A 16,712-nucleotide genomic window follows, 5' to 3' on the forward strand; every position below is an offset into this window, starting at 1 on the left:
GTTGAGGAGTTCTTGTTGATTACCGCCACCGACCTCGAAGTTCGTGCCGGTGTGCGAACCCTGCTCTCCTCGCCGGGCTCGGCCCTGCGTGTCCAGGCGGGCGACCGGATCGGCCTCGTCGGCCGAAACGGTGCGGGCAAGACCACCACGCTGCGCATCCTCGCCGGTGAGGGTGAGCCCTACGCGGGCGAGGTGATCCGCAGCGGGGAACTGGGGTACCTGCCGCAGGACCCGAAGGAGGGCAACCTCGACGTCCTCGCCAAGGACCGGGTCCTGTCCGCCCGCGGTCTCGACGAGATCCTCCGCAGCATGGAGAAGCAGCAGGCGATCATGGCCGAGGCGGTGGACGACGCCGAGCGCGACAAGGCGGTCCGCAAGTACGGCCAGCTCGAGGACCGGTTCTCGTCGCTGGGCGGGTACGAGGCGGAGTCCGAGGCGGCCCGGATCTGCAGCAGCCTCGGGCTGGCGGACCGGATCCTCGCCCAGCCGCTGCGCACCCTGTCCGGCGGTCAGCGTCGTCGCGTCGAGCTCGCGCGCATCCTCTTCGCCGCGTCCGACGGATCCGGCGGCAAGTCGAACACCACCCTGTTGCTCGACGAGCCGACCAACCACCTCGATGCCGACTCGATCACCTGGCTGCGCTCGTTCCTGCAGAACCACGATGGCGGGCTGATCGTCATCAGCCACGACGTGGATCTGCTCGCCGACGTCGTGAACAAGGTGTGGTTCCTCGACGCGGTCCGTGGCGAGGCCGACATCTACAACATGGGCTGGAAGAAGTACCTCGACGCGCGCGCCACCGACGAGCAGCGTCGTCGGCGTGAGCGCGCCAACGCGGAGAAGAAGGCGAGTGCGCTGCGCGCGCAGGCCGCCAAGCTCGGCGCGAAGGCGACGAAGGCGACGGCCGCACAGAACATGGCCAAGCGTGCCGACAAGCTCATGAACGACCTCGACGACGTTCGGGTCGCCGACAAGGTTGCGCACATCCGTTTCCCCGAGCCCGCGCCGTGCGGCAAGACCCCGCTCATGGCGAAGGAACTCACCAAGGTCTACGGCTCGCTGGAGATCTTCACCGGCGTCGACCTCGCGATCGACCGCGGCAGCCGGGTGGTGATCCTCGGGCTCAACGGTGCCGGCAAGACGACACTGCTGCGCCTGCTCGGTGGCGTGGAGACGCCGGACCTCGGCGAGCTCGTACCCGGTCACGGCCTGAAGATCGGCTACTTCGCGCAGGAGCACGACACCCTCGACGACGAGGCGAGTGTGTGGGAGAACATCCGGCACGCGGCCCCGGACGCGGGGGAGCAGGACCTGCGCGGGCTGCTGGGCGCGTTCATGTTCACCGGCCCGCAGCTCGAGCAGCCGGCCGGCACCCTGTCCGGCGGTGAGAAGACCCGACTCGCCCTCGCCGGTCTGGTGTCATCGGCGGCGAACGTGCTGCTGCTCGACGAGCCGACGAACAACCTGGATCCGATCTCCCGCGAGCAGGTGCTCGACGCACTGCGCAGCTACAAGGGTGCCGTCGTGCTGGTGACCCACGATCCCGGCGCGGCGGAGGCACTGAACCCTGAGCGGGTCATCCTGCTGCCCGACGGCCAGGAGGACCACTGGTCGCAGGAGTACCTGGAACTGATCCAGCTGGCCTGATCGCCGGGTGCCCCGGACCGCCGTGCGGGGCACCTGGCACCAAGAATTCGTAAGGACGCGTCGCGCACTCTGGCCATCGGCACGCGCGCGCGATTGACTGATCGCATGACCGCACCGGGTTGGCGTCGCCATGATCTGCGCGCCGTGCCCCTCGCCGCGGGATACCCAGGCGCGCAGCCGAATCGGGCCGTGTTGCCATCCACCCTGGAGCGCTTCGGCTTCGGGTGCGAGGACGAACCGCCAAGTCCCGCCTGACCGATCTCTTCTCAGCGCGCCGCACGGCGCCGCGATTCGTCGTGCCCTCATCACGGCGGTCATCCGCCGTCCAACTCCCGCGTGGTGCTCCTCATCGTGTTCGCACGGCGAAGGCGGCGCCATGCGACGACCCAGGGGATGAACCATGTCCGAAAACTCATTCAAATCTCTCACCGTGCTCGTGACCGGCGGCGACAAGGGCCTTGGATACGAAACCGCCCGCCGGTTCGTTGCCGGCGGCGCCACCGTGTACCTGCATGCCCGCGATCTGGCGACTGGCGAGGAGGCCCTGACGCGTCTGATCGACGATGGAGCCGATCCGCTTCGCCTGCAACTGGTGGTGGCCGACTTCACGCGCCTCGCCGAGGTACGGAGCCTGGGCGAGCGGCTCGCGGGCTCGATGCCCGGGCTGGACGTTCTGGTCAACAATGCGGCCATCGCGGCACCTCAAGGGCGCACCTTCACCGAGAACGGAATCGAGGCGACCTTCCAGGTCAACTATCTCGCGCCGTACGTCCTCACGACGGCGCTCGCGGGCCGGATCGAATCCCGGCGAGGCCGGGTGGTGAACGTGTCGTCGAACCTGCACCGGGGCGGAAGTGTGGACTTCGCAGACCTGTCCAGGCTCCGACGCGGATACTCGCCGCTGGCCGTCTACGCGCAGTCGAAGCTGGCGTTGACGATGTTCACCCGGTCGCTCGCGGACAGCCACCCGGCCGCACTCACCGCGGTGAGTGTGTACCCGGGATTCCTCGACACCGAGCGTCCCACGCACGGCCCTGCCAACACGTCGGTGACGGAGGCCGCGCGGTTGCTGACCATGCTGAGCGCGCCGTCCACGACGGTGGTCAGCGGGCAGCACTACGAAATGCTCGAGCAGATGGGTGGGGCCGCGCTGGTCGAGAAGCCGCGGGCCCGCGAGCGGCTGGCCAGGCTCAGTGCCGAACTCGCCAAGGCCGCCTAGTGTCGCCTGCCAGGGTGTGTCGCATCGTCGGCGCACCCTGGCGCTTCTTTACCGAGTGATTGCCGGGGCGTGGCCCGGATGGCTAACCTGGGAGTGTTCGCTCAAGTAGTAATCGTGCGCACTCCAGTGTGGAGGACAGCCATGGCTGAGCTCACGCGACTGCCCAAGGGCGCCCGGGTGTCTGGGGGTGCGCGGGAGGCCCTGCAGACCGAGCTGCGCGAGCGCTATCAGTCGGGCACCAGCATCCGAACTCTCGCGGACGCCACCGGCCGCTCGTACGGCTTCATCCGGGCCCTGTTGACGGAGGCGGGGGTGACGCTGCGGGGCCGCGGCGGCGCGAACCGCCGCGGCCGCCTCTCGCACTAGTCATCGCGGCCGCCGGTCGCATCAGTCTCTGCGGCGGACCGATTCCTCGACCAGGTCGAGCACGGCGGACAGGTTCTCGCCCGCATGTCCCGATGCGATCCGGGCGATGAGCCCGTCGAGGACGAGGTCGAGGTAGCCGACCAGGACGTCGGTCGGCAGGTCGTCTCGCAGCCGGCCCGCGGACTTCTGACGCTCGAGCCGCTTGATCGTCGCCTCGGTCAGTTCCGCGCTGCGCTGCGACCAGCCCCGCGCGAACTCGGGGTCGGTCCGCAGCCGACGCGCGATCTCCAGCCGGGTGCCGAGCCAGTTGAACTGGTCGGGCTGGGCCAGCATGTCCCGCATCACCTGGACCAGGCCCTGGTTCGCGGCCACGTCGGCCATCCGCATGGCATCCTCGTGCGCGAGCGCGAGAAACAGGCCGTCTTTGTCCTTGAAGTGGTGGAAAATCGCTCCCCGGGAGAGACCGGTGGTCTCCTCGAGGCGGCGGACGGTGGCACCGTCGTAGCCGTACTCCGCGAAGCAGCGGCGAGCACCGTCGAGGATCTCGCTCCGCCGCGCGGCGAGGTGGTCTTCGCTGACCTTAGGCAAACTGCCTCCTTCGTCGGCATTGTGCCTGTGAGTGTTTTCGGCCCACAGGCGACCTCCTGCGTCGGTCACCTGTGCGCGTTTTCGGCCCAGATGGGCACAAAGCGCGCACGACCACAATTCCCGGTCCGCAACGTCCGTTGGAAAGTGGTCGTGCGCGCTTTGTGCATTAGGTGACCCATCTCGCGAAAGGCCGAAAACGCGCACACGCGCGAGGCGGCTACGTGGCCGAAGGCTCACGCAGCCGCGTTGCGCCTAGCCCCGGATCATGTTGCGCAGCACGTACTGCAGGATGCCGCCGTTGCGGTAGTAGTCCGCCTCACCGGGGGTGTCGATGCGCACGACCGCGTCGAACTCGACCTTGCTGCCGTCGGCCTTGGTGGCGGTGACGCGCACGGTCCGCGGCGTGGTGCCCTCGTTGAGCTCCGTGATGCCCGCGATGTCGAACACCTCGGTGCCGTCGAGACCCAGCGATTGCGCCGACTCGCCCGCCGGGAACTGCAGCGGGATCACGCCCATGCCGATCAGGTTCGAGCGGTGGATGCGCTCGAAGGACTCGGTGATGACGGCCTTGACGCCGAGCAGGCTGGTGCCCTTCGCCGCCCAGTCACGAGACGAACCGGAGCCGTACTCCTTGCCGCCCAGGACCACCAGCGGGACGCCCGCCTTCTGGTAGTTCTGCGAGGCGTCGTAGATGAACGACTGCGGGCCGCCCTCGAGGGTGAAGTCGCGGGTGTAGCCGCCCGAGACGTCGTCGAGGAGCTGGTTGCGCAGGCGGATGTTCGCGAACGTGCCGCGGATCATCACCTCGTGGTTGCCGCGCCGCGAGCCCAGGGAGTTGTAGTCCTTGCGCTCGACACCGTTGGCGTCCAGGTACTGGGCGGCCGGGGTGCCGGGCTTGATCGGACCGGCCGGGCTGATGTGGTCGGTGGTGACCGAGTCGCCCAGCAGCGCCAGCACGCGCGCGCCGCTGATGTCGGTGACCGGGGTGGTCTCCATGGTCATGCCGTCGAAGTACGGCGCCTTGCGGACGTAGGTCGACTTCTCGTCCCACGCGAAGGTGTCGCCCTCCGGGGTGGCCAGGTTCTGCCAGCGCTCGTCGCCTGCGAAGACCGTCGCGTAGGACTTGCGGAACATGTCCTGGCTGATCGCCGACTTGATGGTGTCGTCGATCTCCTGGGCGGACGGCCAGATGTCCTTGAGGAAGACGTCGTTGCCGTCCTGGTCCTGGCCCAGGGCGTCGACCTCGAAGTCGAAGTCCATGGTGCCTGCCAGCGCGTACGCGATGACGAGCGGCGGGGAGGCCAGGTAGTTCATCTTCACGTCGGGGGAGATGCGTCCCTCGAAGTTGCGGTTACCGGACAGGACGGCGGTGACCGACAGGTCGTTCTCGTTGATCGCCTTGGAGATCTCCTCCGGCAGCGGGCCGGTGTTACCGATGCAGGTGGTGCAGCCGTAGCCGCCGAGGTAGAAGCCGAGCTTCTCGAGGTAGGGCCACAGGCCGGCCTTCTCGTAGTAGTCGGAGACGACCTGCGAACCGGGCGCCATGTTGGTCTTGACCCACGGCTTGGTGGACAGGCCCTTCTCGACGGCGTTGCGGGCGAGCAGGGCGGCGCCGAGCATGACCGACGGGTTGGAGGTGTTGGTGCAGGACGTGATGCCCGCGACCGCGACGGCGCCGTGGTCGAGGACGAACTCGCCACGCTCGGACTGCACCTTCACCGGCTTGCTCGGCCGGCCGTGCGAACCGTTGGCGGCCGAGGGAACCGCCGCGACCTCGTCGTGCGCGGTGGAGGTCTCGACCGGATCGGACGCGGGGAACGACTCCTCGACGGCCTCGTCGAGCGCGGAGTGCGCGGCGGCGGTGCCGTTGGTGACATAGGTCTCGATGTCGCGACGGAACGCGGCCTTCGAGTCGGACAGCAGGATGCGGTCCTGCGGACGCTTCGGGCCGGCGATCGACGGCACGACGGAGCCGAGGTCCAGCTCGAGGTACTCGGAGTAGGCGGGCTCGTGGTCCGCGTCGTGCCACATGCCCTGCTCCTTGGCGTACGCCTCGACGAGCGCGAGCTGCTCCTCGGAGCGTCCGGTCAGACGCAGGTAGTTGATGGTCTCGCCGTCGATCGGGAAGATCGCTGCGGTGGAACCGAATTCGGGGCTCATGTTGCCCAGGGTTGCGCGGTTCGCCAGGGGAACCTCGGCCACGCCGGCACCGTAGAACTCGACGAACTTGCCGACCACACCGTGCTTGCGGAGCATGTCGGTGACGGTGAGCACGACGTCGGTGGCGGTCACACCGGGCTGGATCTCACCGGTGAGCTTGAAGCCGACGACGCGGGGGATGAGCATGGAGACCGGCTGGCCGAGCATCGCGGCCTCGGCCTCGATGCCGCCGACGCCCCAGCCGAGCACGCCGAGGCCGTTGACCATCGTGGTGTGCGAGTCGGTGCCGACACAGGTGTCGGGGTAGGCCTGGCCGTTGCGGGTCATGACGGTGGGCGCCAGGTACTCGATGTTGACCTGGTGCACGATGCCCATGCCCGGGGGGACGACCTTGAAGTCGTCGAACGCGCCCTGGCCCCAGCGCAGGAACTGGTAGCGCTCGCCGTTGCGCTGGTACTCGAGGTCGACGTTGCGCTCGAGCGCGTCCGCCTGGCCGAACACGTCCAGGATGACCGAGTGGTCGATGACCATGTCGGCGGGCGAGAGCGGGTTGACCTTGTTCGGGTCGCCGCCGAGGGTGGCGACGGCCTCACGCATGGTGGCGAGGTCCACCACACAGGGCACGCCGGTGAAGTCCTGCATGATCACGCGGGCCGGGGTGAACTGGATCTCGACGCTCGGCTGGGCCGAGGGGTCCCAGTTCGCGATGGCGCGAATGTGATCGGCGGTGATGTTGGCACCGTCCTCGGTACGCAGAAGGTTCTCGGCGAGAACCTTCAGGGCGTACGGCAGCTTCTCGGTGCCGGGCACGGCCTTGAGTCGGAAGATCTCGTAGGAGTTCTCTCCGACCTCAAGGGTTCCCTTTGCACCGAACGAATCAATACTGGTGGTCACGTCAGCTCCACTCGTCTTTGAGGTTCGCCGCCGACGGGGCTGTGTCGACGGCTGAAGCGAAGCGCATCGCGGCGAACCGATCGGTCGCGCCGGGCGCATCGCGGCAAGCCTAACAGTACGCTTGTCCTGTGAGAATTTCGGTCCGGTGCCGCGGCGCGTCGTGCCCGCTCCGGCACCTGCCGATTCTTGTCGACGGCACGGATGTCCGCAACGCGGGCGACAGCGGGTTTCGTCGCGCGGCGACCCGCGTCACGTAATGTGCATCGGGTCAGCCGCGATGGTCTCGATACCGTCGTTCTCAGAACACGTTCTTCCCCCGACCCGATCCGGATGAAAGATGCCTGCTGCTCTCACCTCTGCGTTTCATCCGGTCCTGGCCGACGTTCCGCCCGATGTCAGTGTCGACACGATCCTGACCGATGTCCGGGACGACGGCGTCTCGGCGCCCGCGGGCGACGTCGACGGGCTCACCGGTGTCGTGGCGCGAGCCGAACGTGAGGGAATCGAGCTGAGCATCGTGGTGCTCGCCGAGAATCCGGTACGGGATTCGCAGCTGCGCGACATCGCGACCGAGGTGGGCAGGCAGGAGGGCGGCACCGTGCTGGTGCTCAGTCCGAGTTGGGTGGGTACCTACAGCGACACTCTCAGTCGGGTCACGGTCGAGGACGCACAGGACAAGGCGTACACCGGAAACGCGGTGGCATCGGCCGACAACTTTGTCGGCGCGATCACCCGGCCGGACCCGCCGTACGGACTCATCACGGCCGCGCTGGTGCTGCTCGTCGGCGGCGTTGCCGCGGTGGGCCTGTGGCGGCGCTCGCGGCGTTCGGTGGACGCGATCGACGGTGACCTCGAGCGTCGATAGGACGTCGCATTCGGCGGCCCGACGGGCCCGCCCCTCGGATCAATAGGTCGCTCCCGAGAAATCCCGTCTCCGCGAATATCTTTCGCATGCTCATCCGTGAAGGCGCTGCTCACAACGTGTGTTGCGCTGCCGAAGCGATGTCGATTTTGTGACTAGAGTTCCACCAGTGGGCATTGTGTCGTACGATACTTTTGGCACTTATGGGGAAGAAGTGTCGCTATGAGCAGCATGGCCACGGGAGTGGCGCGAGTTCGGCGATTCTCTGCTGATCGTCGACTGCTGCCGGTTTGCGCGTCTTCCCCGTGCGGGTACGACCGGGCCGAGCGCTGATGCGTCCGACCCGGTGGCAGAACCGAGGGAGAGACCTGTGAGGCGAAGGGCACCGCGCGCAGCAATGCCGAGCCGCGGCTTCTCGCGCACGAGAACCCCGCGCACGAGAATTCGTAGTGCACAACTGCTCACCGGAATGGCGATCGTCGCGTCTCTGGTGACGGGAACCCCGGGACTGGCGGCCGCGGTGCCGCCACCACCACCGAACCCGAGCGAGGCCGAACTCCAGCAGGCCGGCCAGGGCGTCGAGGAGCGCGTCGGTCAGGTGAGCTCCCTCATCAACGAGGTGGCCGCCGCCGATCAGCAGCTGCGTGCGCTCGACGACGCCGTCGCGATCAAGCGCGAGCAGGTGAACAAGGCGCTCGTCGACCTGCAGATGTCGCGTGATGCGGCCGCGGCCGCCGCCGGGGCGGTGGGTATCAGCCAGCAGGCCCTGCGGGATGCCGGCGCTCAGATCGAGTTGGCGCAGAACAGGTTCGACGAGTTCGCCGCCAGGACGTACAAGCAGGGCACCGGCATCGCGTCGTTCGCGTCGTTCCTCGGTTCGCAGGGTCCCGGCGACGTACTCGACCGAGCCCAGGTGATGAAGATCCTCGCCACCAACAAGAATTCGGTGCTCGACGCCCTGCAGCGGGCGAGAACCGAACAGGCCAACAAGGATTCGTCGACGCGCCAGGCGAAGCAGCAGGCCGATGCCGCCGCCAGCGCGGCCGAGTCCCGCAAGTCCGACGCCGAGAACGCGATCGCGGTCGCCAGGTCGGCGCTGGCGGAACAGTCGAGCAAGAAGGCCGCCATCGAGGCGCAGAAGGCGTCCGCGGAGTCGGCGCTCTCGTCGGCACGGGAGAACGTCTCGGGGCTGCAGAGCCAGCGCCAGGCGTTCGTCAACTGGGATACCCAGCGCGCCGCCGAGCAGGCGGCGATCGCGGCGGCCGCCGCCGCGGCCAAGGAGGTCGCTGCCGCAGCCGCCGCACGCGTCGCGGCGAACCAGGCGGCGAAGGACCGCGCCCGCGAGCTCGCCACGGGACAGCGTCCGCACACCCAGATCGAGGACGACTCGGCGACCGACTACACGACCGACGAGTCGGGGACCGTCGAGTCGGGGACCGTCGAGTCGGGCACCGAGGAGACGGGGACCGAGGAGTGGGGGACCGAGGAACTCGAGGAGTCGGAAGAGTCCGAGGAATCGGCCCCGGTCACCACGAAGCCGGTCAAACCGAAGCCGAACAAGCCCAAACCCGCGGTCACCGGTAGCGCTGCCGTCGAGACGGTGATCGACCGGGGCATGTCGCAGCTCGGCGTCACCTACGCCTGGGGCGGCGGCGACGAGAACGGCCCCACCCTCGGTATCAGGGACGGCGGTGTGGCCGACAGCTACGGCGACTTCAACAAGGTCGGATTCGACTGCTCGGGATTGATGATCTACGCATTCGCGGGCATCGGCGTCTCGCTGCCGCACTACACCGGCTACCAGTACACCGCCGGTGAGCAGGTGCCGTCGTCGGAGATGCGACGCGGCGACATGATCTTCTATGGACCGAACGCCAGTCAGCATGTCGCGCTGTACCTTGGCAATGGGGAGATGCTGGAGGCACCGCAGTCCGGTTCCATCGTCAAGGTGTCGCCGGTGCGCTGGGACGGCATGACCCCGTACGTGGTCCGAATGGTGTAGCGACCCGACTGCCTGCCGGGACTCGGCGGCGGATCGAGGCGATCGATGTGAAAGCGGTGGATTCTTGGTGACCTCAGCTGACGGGGCGACCGGCAGTACCGACGTGCAGATTCTCGAGAAGGTGATCTACGAGGTCAAGCGGGTCATCGTCGGTCAGGACCGGCTGGTCGAGCGCATTCTGGTGGGACTGCTCGCGAAGGGGCACGTGCTGCTCGAGGGCGTGCCCGGCGTCGCCAAGACGCTCGCGGTGGAGACCTTCGCCACCGTCGTCGGCGGGTCGTTCTCCCGGGTTCAGTTCACGCCCGACCTGGTGCCCACCGACCTGGTCGGTACCCGGATCTACCGGCAGGGCCGGGAGGAGTTCGACACTGAGCTCGGTCCCGTGGTCGCGAACTTCGTCCTCGCCGACGAGATCAACCGCGCGCCCGCGAAGGTCCAGTCGGCCCTGCTCGAGGTGATGGCCGAGCGGCACGTGACCATCGGCGGCAAGACGTTCCCTATGCCCGAGCCGTTCCTGGTGATGGCCACCCAGAACCCGATCGAGAGCGAGGGCGTCTACCAGCTGCCCGAGGCGCAACGCGACCGCTTCCTGTTCAAGATCCTCGTGGACTACCCCTCGGTCGAGGAGGAGCGCGAGATCGTCTACCGGATGGGCGTCGCGGCGCCCGAGCCGAAGCCGATCCTGGACCCGGCCGAACTGATCCGCCTGCAGAAGGCCGCGAGCACCGTCTTCGTCCACCACGCCCTGGTGGATTACGTGGTCCGCGTCATCGCCGCCACCCGCAGCCCCGGGGACCTGGGCATGACCGACGTCGCCGGCTGGATCGCCTACGGCGCCTCGCCGCGCGCGACGCTCGGGATCATCGCCGCCTCGCGCGCGCTGGCCCTGATCCGGGGCCGCGACTACGTGGTGCCGCAGGACGTGCTCGAGGTGATTCCGGACGTCCTCCGGCACCGCCTCGTGCTCTCCTATGACGCACTCGCCGACGACATCTCGCCGGACGACGTCATCACCAGGGTGCTGCAGAGTGTCGGCCTCCCGCAGGTCGCGGCACAACCGGTCGCCCCGCCCGTGCAGGCGCAGAACGGTGCGGTCGCCCCGCAGGCCGCGCCGACGTCGAACGGCACGCCGCCGCAACAGGCCGTGGCCGACCCCACCGCGTCGGTTGGTGGCCAGCAGCGGTGAGCATCGCGGCTCACGCTGACGGCGGCTCGTTGCCCTCGTTTCGATCGGGCGAGCTGCGCAACCCGGAACTGTCCGCGGCCCTGCGCACCCTCGAGTTGACGGTGCGCAGGCGGCTCGACGGCGTCCTGCACGGCGAACACTTGGGTCTGATCCCGGGTCCGGGCACCGAGTCCGGTGATGCCCGCGAGTACCAGCCGGGCGACGACGTGCGTCAGATGGACTGGTCGGTGACCGCAAGGACCACGCACCCGCACGTGCGGGAGTCCGTCGCCGATCGTGAACTCGAGACCTGGCTGGTGGTGGACCTGTCCGCGAGCCTGGACTTCGGCACCACCGGGGCGGAGAAGCGCGACCTCGCGGTCGCCGCCGCGGCCGCCGTCACCCACCTCACCAGCGGGGGCGGTAACCGGATCGGCGCCATCGTGGCCACCGGCGAGCGGACCGTGCGCATCCCCGCTCGCGGCGGCCGGCTGCACGCGCAGGCGATGCTCAGGAAGATCGCGACCACCCCGCACGCCCCGGACGGGGTGCGGGGCGACCTGCGGGGCGCAATCGAGTCGCTGCGCCGCCCCCAGCGTCGACGCGGTCTGGCGGTGGTGATCAGCGACTTCCTCGGCCCGATCGACTGGGAGCGGTCGATGCGCGCGGTGTCGGGTCGGCACGACCTGCTGGGCGTCGAGGTGCTCGATCCCCGTGACCTGGAGTTGCCGGACGTCGGCGACGTCGTGCTGCACGATCCCGAGACCGGCCGGACCCGGGAGTTCCACACGAGTGCGGGGCTGCGGGCCGATTTCGCGGCGGCCGCGCAGGCGCACCGCCGCGCGGTCGAGCACACGCTGCGCGGGTGCGGGGCGCCCGTCCTCGCGCTGCGCACCGACCGGGACTGGATCGCTGACGTCGTTCGCTTCGTGGCGTCGCGGCGACACAGTTATGGTGCTCGGGTGAATCGGGTGCCCCGCCAGTGAGCCTCACCGACTTCGCCTCACCGCTGTGGTTGGCCTTCCTCGCGGTGGTGGCGGCCCTGGCCGTCGCCTACGTGCTCGTCCAGCGGACCCGGCACAAGCATCTGCTCCGGTTCTCGAACCTCGAGCTCCTGGAAAAAGTGGCACCGTCGCGGCCGGGCCGCTACCGGCACGTGCCCACCGCGTTGGTGTTGTGCGGACTGTTGTTGCTCACGGTCGCGCTGGCCGGACCGACGTCGGAGAAGCGGGTACCGCGCAACCGGGCCACCGTGATCATGGTGATCGACGTGTCGCTGTCGATGAAGGCCACCGACGTGGAACCGACCCGGTTCGACGCAGCCAAGGCGGCCGCCAAGGACTTCGCGGACGGGCTGACACCCGGGATCAACCTCGGGCTCGTCGCGTTCGCGGGCACCGCCTCGGTCCTGGTCTCGCCGACCATCAATCGCGAGGAGACCAAGACCGCGATCGATCACCTCAAACTGAGCGAACGCACGGCGACCGGCGAGGCCATCTTCACCTCGCTGCAGTCGATCGAGACGCTCGGTGCGGTCCTCGGTGGCGGAGACCAGGCTCCGCCCGCGCGGATCGTGCTCCTCTCCGATGGCAAGCAGACCGTTCCCGACGATCCGGACGCCCAGCGCGGCGGCTACACCGCTGCCAGGGAGGCCAAGGAAAAGGGCGTGCCGATCTCGACGATCTCGTTCGGTACCACCTACGGCACCGTCGACATCGAGGACGAGCGGATCCCGGTCCCGGTCGACGACCCGTCCCTCCGCGAGATCGCGAACCTCTCCGGCGGCAGCTTCTTCACGGCGTCCAGCCTCGAGGAACTCCGGAAGGTCTACGACACCCTCGAGGAGCAGATCGGCTTCGAGACGACCAGGGGCGATGCCAGCAGACCCTGGCTCGTGCTCGGCGTCCTGTGCACCACCGCCGGGCTCGCCATGGCTTTGGTTCTGCGCCAACGCCTGCCCTAGGGGGCCGTGACCCCTCACAATTTCACCGACCGCCGCCAACTCGGCGTTCCCGAACAGATAGGTTGATCGCATGTCGAACACCCCCTCTCCGTCCCGTTCCGTGCTCGTGACCGGAGGCAACCGCGGCATCGGCCTCGCGGTGGCCCAGCGTCTCGCGGCGGACGGCCACAAGGTGGCGGTCACGCACCGCGGGTCCGGGGTTCCCGAGGGCCTGTTCGGTGTGAAGTGCGATGTCACCGATGCGGAGTCGGTCGACCGCGCGTTCACCGAGGTCGAGGAGCACCAGGGCCCGGTCGAGGTGCTGGTCGCCAACGCCGGCATCACCGACGACACGCTGCTGATGCGGATGACCGAGGAGCAGTTCACCAACGTCATCGACGCCAACCTGACGGGTGCGTTCCGCTGCGCCAAGCGGGCGAACCGTGCCATGCTGCGGGCGCGCTGGGGCCGGATGATCTTCCTCGGTTCGGTGGTGGGCATGGCCGGTCAGGCCGGGCAGATCAACTACGCGGCCTCCAAGGCCGGCGTGATCGGCCTGGCACGCTCGGTGACCCGCGAGCTGGGTTCGCGGTCGATCACCGCGAACGTGGTGGCGCCCGGCTTCATCGAGACCGACATGACCGCCGACCTGCCGGAGGACATGAAGGAGATGGCGAAGAAGTTCATCCCGCTGCAGCGAGTGGGCAAGGCCGAGGACGTCGCCGCCGTGGTCAGCTTCCTCGCCTCGGAGGACTCCGCGTACGTCTCCGGTGCGGTGATCCCGGTCGACGGCGGCATGGGCATGGGCCACTAGCTCCGCCCGAAGCGCAACCAACACACAGACTTTCACTTACAGGAGTACAAGCATGGGCGGACTGCTCGAAGGCAAGACCATTCTCGTCACCGGCATCATCACCGACGCGTCGATCGCGTTCCACGCGGCCGCGGTGGCGCAGGAACAGGGCGCGAAGGTGATCATCACCGGCCTGCCGGAGCGGCTGCGGCTGATCGACCGGATCGCCAAGCGGCTGCCGCAGGAGGTGCCGCCCGCGATCGGACTCGAGATCACCAGCGAGGAGGACCTCGACGCGCTCGCCGGCCGGGTCCGGGAACTGGCGCCCGAGGGCATCGACGGTGTCCTGCACTCGATCGCGTTCGCCCCCAAGACCCTGATGGGCCCCGAGGCGAAGCCCTTCCTCGACGCACCCGGTCCGGATGCGTCGAAGGCGTTCGAGATCTCCGCCTGGAGCTACGCGTCGCTGGCCCGCGCCGTGCTGCCCGTCATGAACGAGGGCGGCTCGATCGTCGGCATGGACTTCGACCCCCGCACCGCGATGCCGTACTACAACTGGATGGGCGTGGCGAAGGCGGCGCTCGAGTCGGTCAACCGGTACGTCGCCCGCGAGGTGGGCGAGGCGAAGAAGATCCGGTCGAACCTGGTCGCGGCGGGCCCGATCAAGACCCTCGCGGCGAAGGCCATCGCCGGCACCGCGACCGACGATGCGAAGCAGCTGGACCAGCTCAACACGTACTGGGACGGCGCGTCCCCGATCGGCTGGAACGTCGACGACCCGACCGTCGTGGCGAAGTCCGTCGTCGCGCTGCTGTCCGACTGGCTGCCCGGTACCACCGGCTCGATCATCTACGTCGACGGCGGGGCCAGCCACAACATGTGGTTCCCGGAGGGCTTCGCGGGCTGACACGCCGATGACCGAGTACGACGCCCTGCTGCTGCTCTCCTTCGGCGGACCCGAGAAGCCCGACGACGTCCGCCCGTTCCTGGAGAACGTGACCAGGGGCAGGGGAGTGCCGCCCGAGCGCCTCGACGAGGTGGTCGAGCACTACCTGCACTTCGGTGGGGTGTCGCCGATCAATCGACTCAACCGCGACATCATCGCCGCGGTCGAGGCCGAGTTCGCCGGTGCGGGAATCGAATTGCCGATCTACTTCGGCAACCGCAACTGGCACCCGATGGTCGAGGACACCGTCGCTCGCATGCGCGACGACGGTGTCCGTTCGGCGCTGATGTTCCCCACCTCGGCGTGGGGCGGCTACTCGGGGTGCAGGCAGTATCACGAGGACGTCGAGCGGGCTCGGCGCAGTGTGGGGGACGGCGCGCCGACGCTGACGAAGCTGCGCCAGTACTACGACCACCCGTTGCTGGTGGGTGTCTTCGCGGATTCGATCACCGGCGCGCGGCAGCAGCTCCCCGCCGGGCAGCGCGCGGCCGCCAGGCTCGTGTTCACCGCGCATTCGGTTCCGGTGTCGGCGGATGCCTCCGCGGGGCCGCCGGCCGACGGGGGACGGCTCTACAGCCGGCAGGTCGCCGAGGCGGCCAGGCTGTGTGCGGCCGCCGCCGGGGTTGCCGAGTACGACCTGGTCTGGCAGTCGCGATCGGGTCCGCCGCAGGTGCCGTGGCTGGAGCCGGACATCTGTGATCACCTCGACGCGCTGGCCGCGACCGGGACCGAGGCGGTCATCGTGTGCCCGGTGGGTTTCGTCTCCGATCACCTCGAGGTGATCTGGGACCTCGACACCGAGGCCAGAGACAGGGCCGCCGAGCTCGGGATGGGATACGTGCGGGCGGGCACCCCCGGGACCGATCCCCGTTTCGCGCAGCTGGTTTCGGCGTTGGTGCAGGAGAAGGTGCGTGGCGGCGTCCCCGCCCGGCTCGGCACGGAACCGCTGTACGGGGCAGGCGTGAACGGCGGCCTGTGCGCGGTGGCATGCTGTGAGCCACCGCGCAGGCCGGGGCGCTAGCGGTTCGTCCTATCCCGAGATCTGCTGCAGCGTCCAGGTGTTGCCGTCGGGGTCGGTGAATCCCGAGTACGAGACGGTGGGCTTGCCCGGGGCGCCCATCTCCTCGACCTCGCCCATCTCCACTCCACGGCCGGCGAGTTCGGCTCGCGCACCGTGGATGTCGTCGACGACCAGGTGCAGGCCCTTCACCGAACCGGGTTCGGTGTCGACGATGCCGACGCCGAAACAGATGGAGCAGGCCGACCCGGGCGGGGTCAGCTGCACCACGCGGAAGTGATCGCCCGCGCGGTGATCGTGGTCGAGCGTGAAGCCCGCCTTGTCGACGTAGAAGGATTTTGCCCGGTCCACGTCGCTGACGGGAAGCGGCACGAGTTGGAGTCTCAGGTTCACGGTTGTCTGCCCTCTCCGGCGGTTGCAGGGGTCACGATCACCGAGGATCTTCCTCCTCTCGCGGTCAGCCTGCGCGGAAAGCGTCTGACCTGGCGCGCTCGGGTCTCTGCCACACTCGGCTCCGTGACGGACTACTGGAATCACAACTCCGCCTATCACGACTGGATCGTCGGTATCGCGACGCAGCATCGTGGCGACGTGCTCGATGTCGGGTGCGGCGACGGGCTTCTGGCCCAACGCCTCTCGCCGGTGTCGGCCACCGTGACGGGGATCGACATGGATCCCTCGGCAACGGTGCGGGCGCGGGCCCGAACGAGCGGACTCGCGAACGTGTCGATCGACACCGTCGGCTTCGACGAGCACGTCGGCGTTGACGCGAGCTATGACGTGGTGACATTCGTCGCAGCGCTGCATCACCTCGACCTCAGATCCTCGCTGCGCAGGGCGCGTTCCCTCCTGCGGCCCGGTGGCGAACTCGTCGTGGTCGGCCTGTCGGCGAACACGACACCTTCCGATTGGGTGCTCTCCGCCCTGCAGGTTCCCGTGGTCCGGGTCGCGTCGTGGTGGCACGGGGAGGCCCGCGACATCGGTGTGGTGACAGCGGAGCCCCGCGAGGGTCTGCGGGAGATCAGGGCGATCGCCGATCAGGAGGTGCCCGGGGCGAGGATCAGGCGCGGGCTCTACTACCGCTATCTGTTGCGGTGGCGCAGGGGCTGA

15 protein-coding genes are annotated in these 16,712 nt (G+C 68.6%); 12 read left to right on the plus strand and 3 right to left on the minus strand.

Annotated elements, in window-relative coordinates; all coding sequences use genetic code 11:
- Positions 1-15: 15 nt before the first annotated feature.
- The 3 genes from ACFQS9_RS20920 to ACFQS9_RS20930 all read left to right on the plus strand — a co-directional run bounded on the left by ACFQS9_RS20920 (position 16) and on the right by ACFQS9_RS20930 (position 3,232).
- Positions 16-1,647 carry an ABC-F family ATP-binding cassette domain-containing protein gene (locus ACFQS9_RS20920; RefSeq protein ID WP_378408161.1) on the plus strand — a complete coding sequence of 544 codons (1,632 nt, stop codon included), beginning with the start codon at positions 16-18 and terminating at the stop codon, positions 1,645-1,647.
- A gap of 400 nt (positions 1,648-2,047) precedes the next feature.
- The gene (locus ACFQS9_RS20925; RefSeq protein ID WP_378408163.1) at positions 2,048-2,866 is read left to right on the plus strand and encodes an SDR family NAD(P)-dependent oxidoreductase; all 819 of its coding nucleotides are present in this window, start codon (positions 2,048-2,050) and stop codon (positions 2,864-2,866) included.
- 141 nt (positions 2,867-3,007) lie between these two features.
- Positions 3,008-3,232 (plus strand): helix-turn-helix domain-containing protein, encoded by a 225-nt coding sequence (locus tag ACFQS9_RS20930; protein ID WP_072751985.1) that lies wholly within the window; start codon positions 3,008-3,010, stop codon positions 3,230-3,232.
- A 21-nt stretch (positions 3,233-3,253) separates the two neighbouring features.
- On the opposite strand, the gene ACFQS9_RS20935 is transcribed toward ACFQS9_RS20930, so the two are convergent.
- Both ACFQS9_RS20935 and ACFQS9_RS20940 read right to left on the minus strand, forming a co-directional pair.
- Positions 3,254-3,820, minus strand: coding sequence for a TetR/AcrR family transcriptional regulator (locus ACFQS9_RS20935; protein WP_378408166.1), 567 nt, complete (start codon positions 3,818-3,820; stop codon positions 3,254-3,256).
- A gap of 252 nt (positions 3,821-4,072) precedes the next feature.
- Complete coding sequence (locus ACFQS9_RS20940) at positions 4,073-6,874, minus strand: aconitate hydratase (protein ID WP_378408168.1); 2,802 nt, start codon at positions 6,872-6,874, stop codon at positions 4,073-4,075.
- Between the two features lie 337 nt (positions 6,875-7,211).
- On the opposite strand from ACFQS9_RS20940, the gene ACFQS9_RS20945 reads away from it, so the two are divergent.
- From ACFQS9_RS20945 to ACFQS9_RS20980, 8 genes are all read left to right on the plus strand, one after another.
- The gene (locus ACFQS9_RS20945) at positions 7,212-7,739 is read left to right on the plus strand and encodes an Rv1476 family membrane protein (RefSeq protein ID WP_378408170.1); all 528 of its coding nucleotides are present in this window, start codon (positions 7,212-7,214) and stop codon (positions 7,737-7,739) included.
- 394 nt (positions 7,740-8,133) lie between these two features.
- Positions 8,134-9,738, plus strand: a complete 1,605-nt coding sequence (locus ACFQS9_RS20950; RefSeq protein WP_378408331.1) for an NlpC/P60 family protein — start codon at positions 8,134-8,136, stop codon at positions 9,736-9,738.
- Between the two features lie 64 nt (positions 9,739-9,802).
- Entirely contained in the window at positions 9,803-10,924 is a 1,122-nt protein-coding gene (locus tag ACFQS9_RS20955; RefSeq protein WP_378408171.1) for a chaperone MoxR1, read from the plus strand.
- Positions 10,921-11,889: a DUF58 domain-containing protein gene (locus ACFQS9_RS20960; protein WP_378408173.1), complete on the plus strand. Its 969-nt coding sequence runs from the start codon at positions 10,921-10,923 to the stop codon at positions 11,887-11,889. Before ACFQS9_RS20955 ends, ACFQS9_RS20960 begins: the two co-directional genes overlap by 4 nt.
- The gene (locus ACFQS9_RS20965) at positions 11,886-12,866 is read left to right on the plus strand and encodes a VWA domain-containing protein (protein WP_378408175.1); all 981 of its coding nucleotides are present in this window, start codon (positions 11,886-11,888) and stop codon (positions 12,864-12,866) included. Before ACFQS9_RS20960 ends, ACFQS9_RS20965 begins: the two co-directional genes overlap by 4 nt.
- Positions 12,867-12,936: 70 nt before the next feature.
- Entirely contained in the window at positions 12,937-13,659 is a 723-nt protein-coding gene (gene fabG1 / locus ACFQS9_RS20970) for a 3-oxoacyl-ACP reductase FabG1 (RefSeq protein WP_077041567.1), read from the plus strand.
- 52 nt (positions 13,660-13,711) lie between these two features.
- Entirely contained in the window at positions 13,712-14,545 is an 834-nt protein-coding gene (gene inhA / locus ACFQS9_RS20975) for an NADH-dependent enoyl-ACP reductase InhA (protein ID WP_378408177.1), read from the plus strand.
- Positions 14,546-14,552: 7 nt separating this feature from the next.
- Positions 14,553-15,605: a ferrochelatase gene (locus ACFQS9_RS20980; RefSeq protein WP_378408179.1), complete on the plus strand. Its 1,053-nt coding sequence runs from the start codon at positions 14,553-14,555 to the stop codon at positions 15,603-15,605.
- Between the two features lie 9 nt (positions 15,606-15,614).
- On the opposite strand, the gene ACFQS9_RS20985 is transcribed toward ACFQS9_RS20980, so the two are convergent.
- Entirely contained in the window at positions 15,615-15,995 is a 381-nt protein-coding gene (locus ACFQS9_RS20985) for a glyoxalase superfamily protein (protein ID WP_378408181.1), read from the minus strand.
- Between the two features lie 123 nt (positions 15,996-16,118).
- Here ACFQS9_RS20985 and ACFQS9_RS20990 point away from each other — a divergent pair, with 123 nt between their 5' ends.
- Positions 16,119-16,712, plus strand: coding sequence for a class I SAM-dependent methyltransferase (locus ACFQS9_RS20990; protein WP_378408183.1), 594 nt, complete (start codon positions 16,119-16,121; stop codon positions 16,710-16,712).

Origin of the sequence: Rhodococcus daqingensis (assembly GCF_042665615.1) — a bacterium.
Lineage (GTDB): Bacteria > Actinomycetota > Actinomycetes > Mycobacteriales > Mycobacteriaceae > Rhodococcus_G > Rhodococcus_G daqingensis.

Coding starts and splice junctions, on each gene's coding strand:
- ACFQS9_RS20925 (WP_378408163.1), top strand. CDS start 2,048: ATGTCCGAAAACTCATTCAAATCTCTCACCGTGCTCGTGACCGGCGGC.
- ACFQS9_RS20930 (WP_072751985.1), top strand. CDS start 3,008: ATGGCTGAGCTCACGCGACTGCCCAAGGGCGCCCGGGTGTCTGGGGGT.
- ACFQS9_RS20945 (WP_378408170.1), top strand. CDS start 7,212: ATGCCTGCTGCTCTCACCTCTGCGTTTCATCCGGTCCTGGCCGACGTT.
- ACFQS9_RS20950 (WP_378408331.1), top strand. CDS start 8,134: ATGCCGAGCCGCGGCTTCTCGCGCACGAGAACCCCGCGCACGAGAATT.
- fabG1 (WP_077041567.1), top strand. CDS start 12,937: ATGTCGAACACCCCCTCTCCGTCCCGTTCCGTGCTCGTGACCGGAGGC.
- inhA (WP_378408177.1), top strand. CDS start 13,712: ATGGGCGGACTGCTCGAAGGCAAGACCATTCTCGTCACCGGCATCATC.
- ACFQS9_RS20980 (WP_378408179.1), top strand. CDS start 14,553: ATGACCGAGTACGACGCCCTGCTGCTGCTCTCCTTCGGCGGACCCGAG.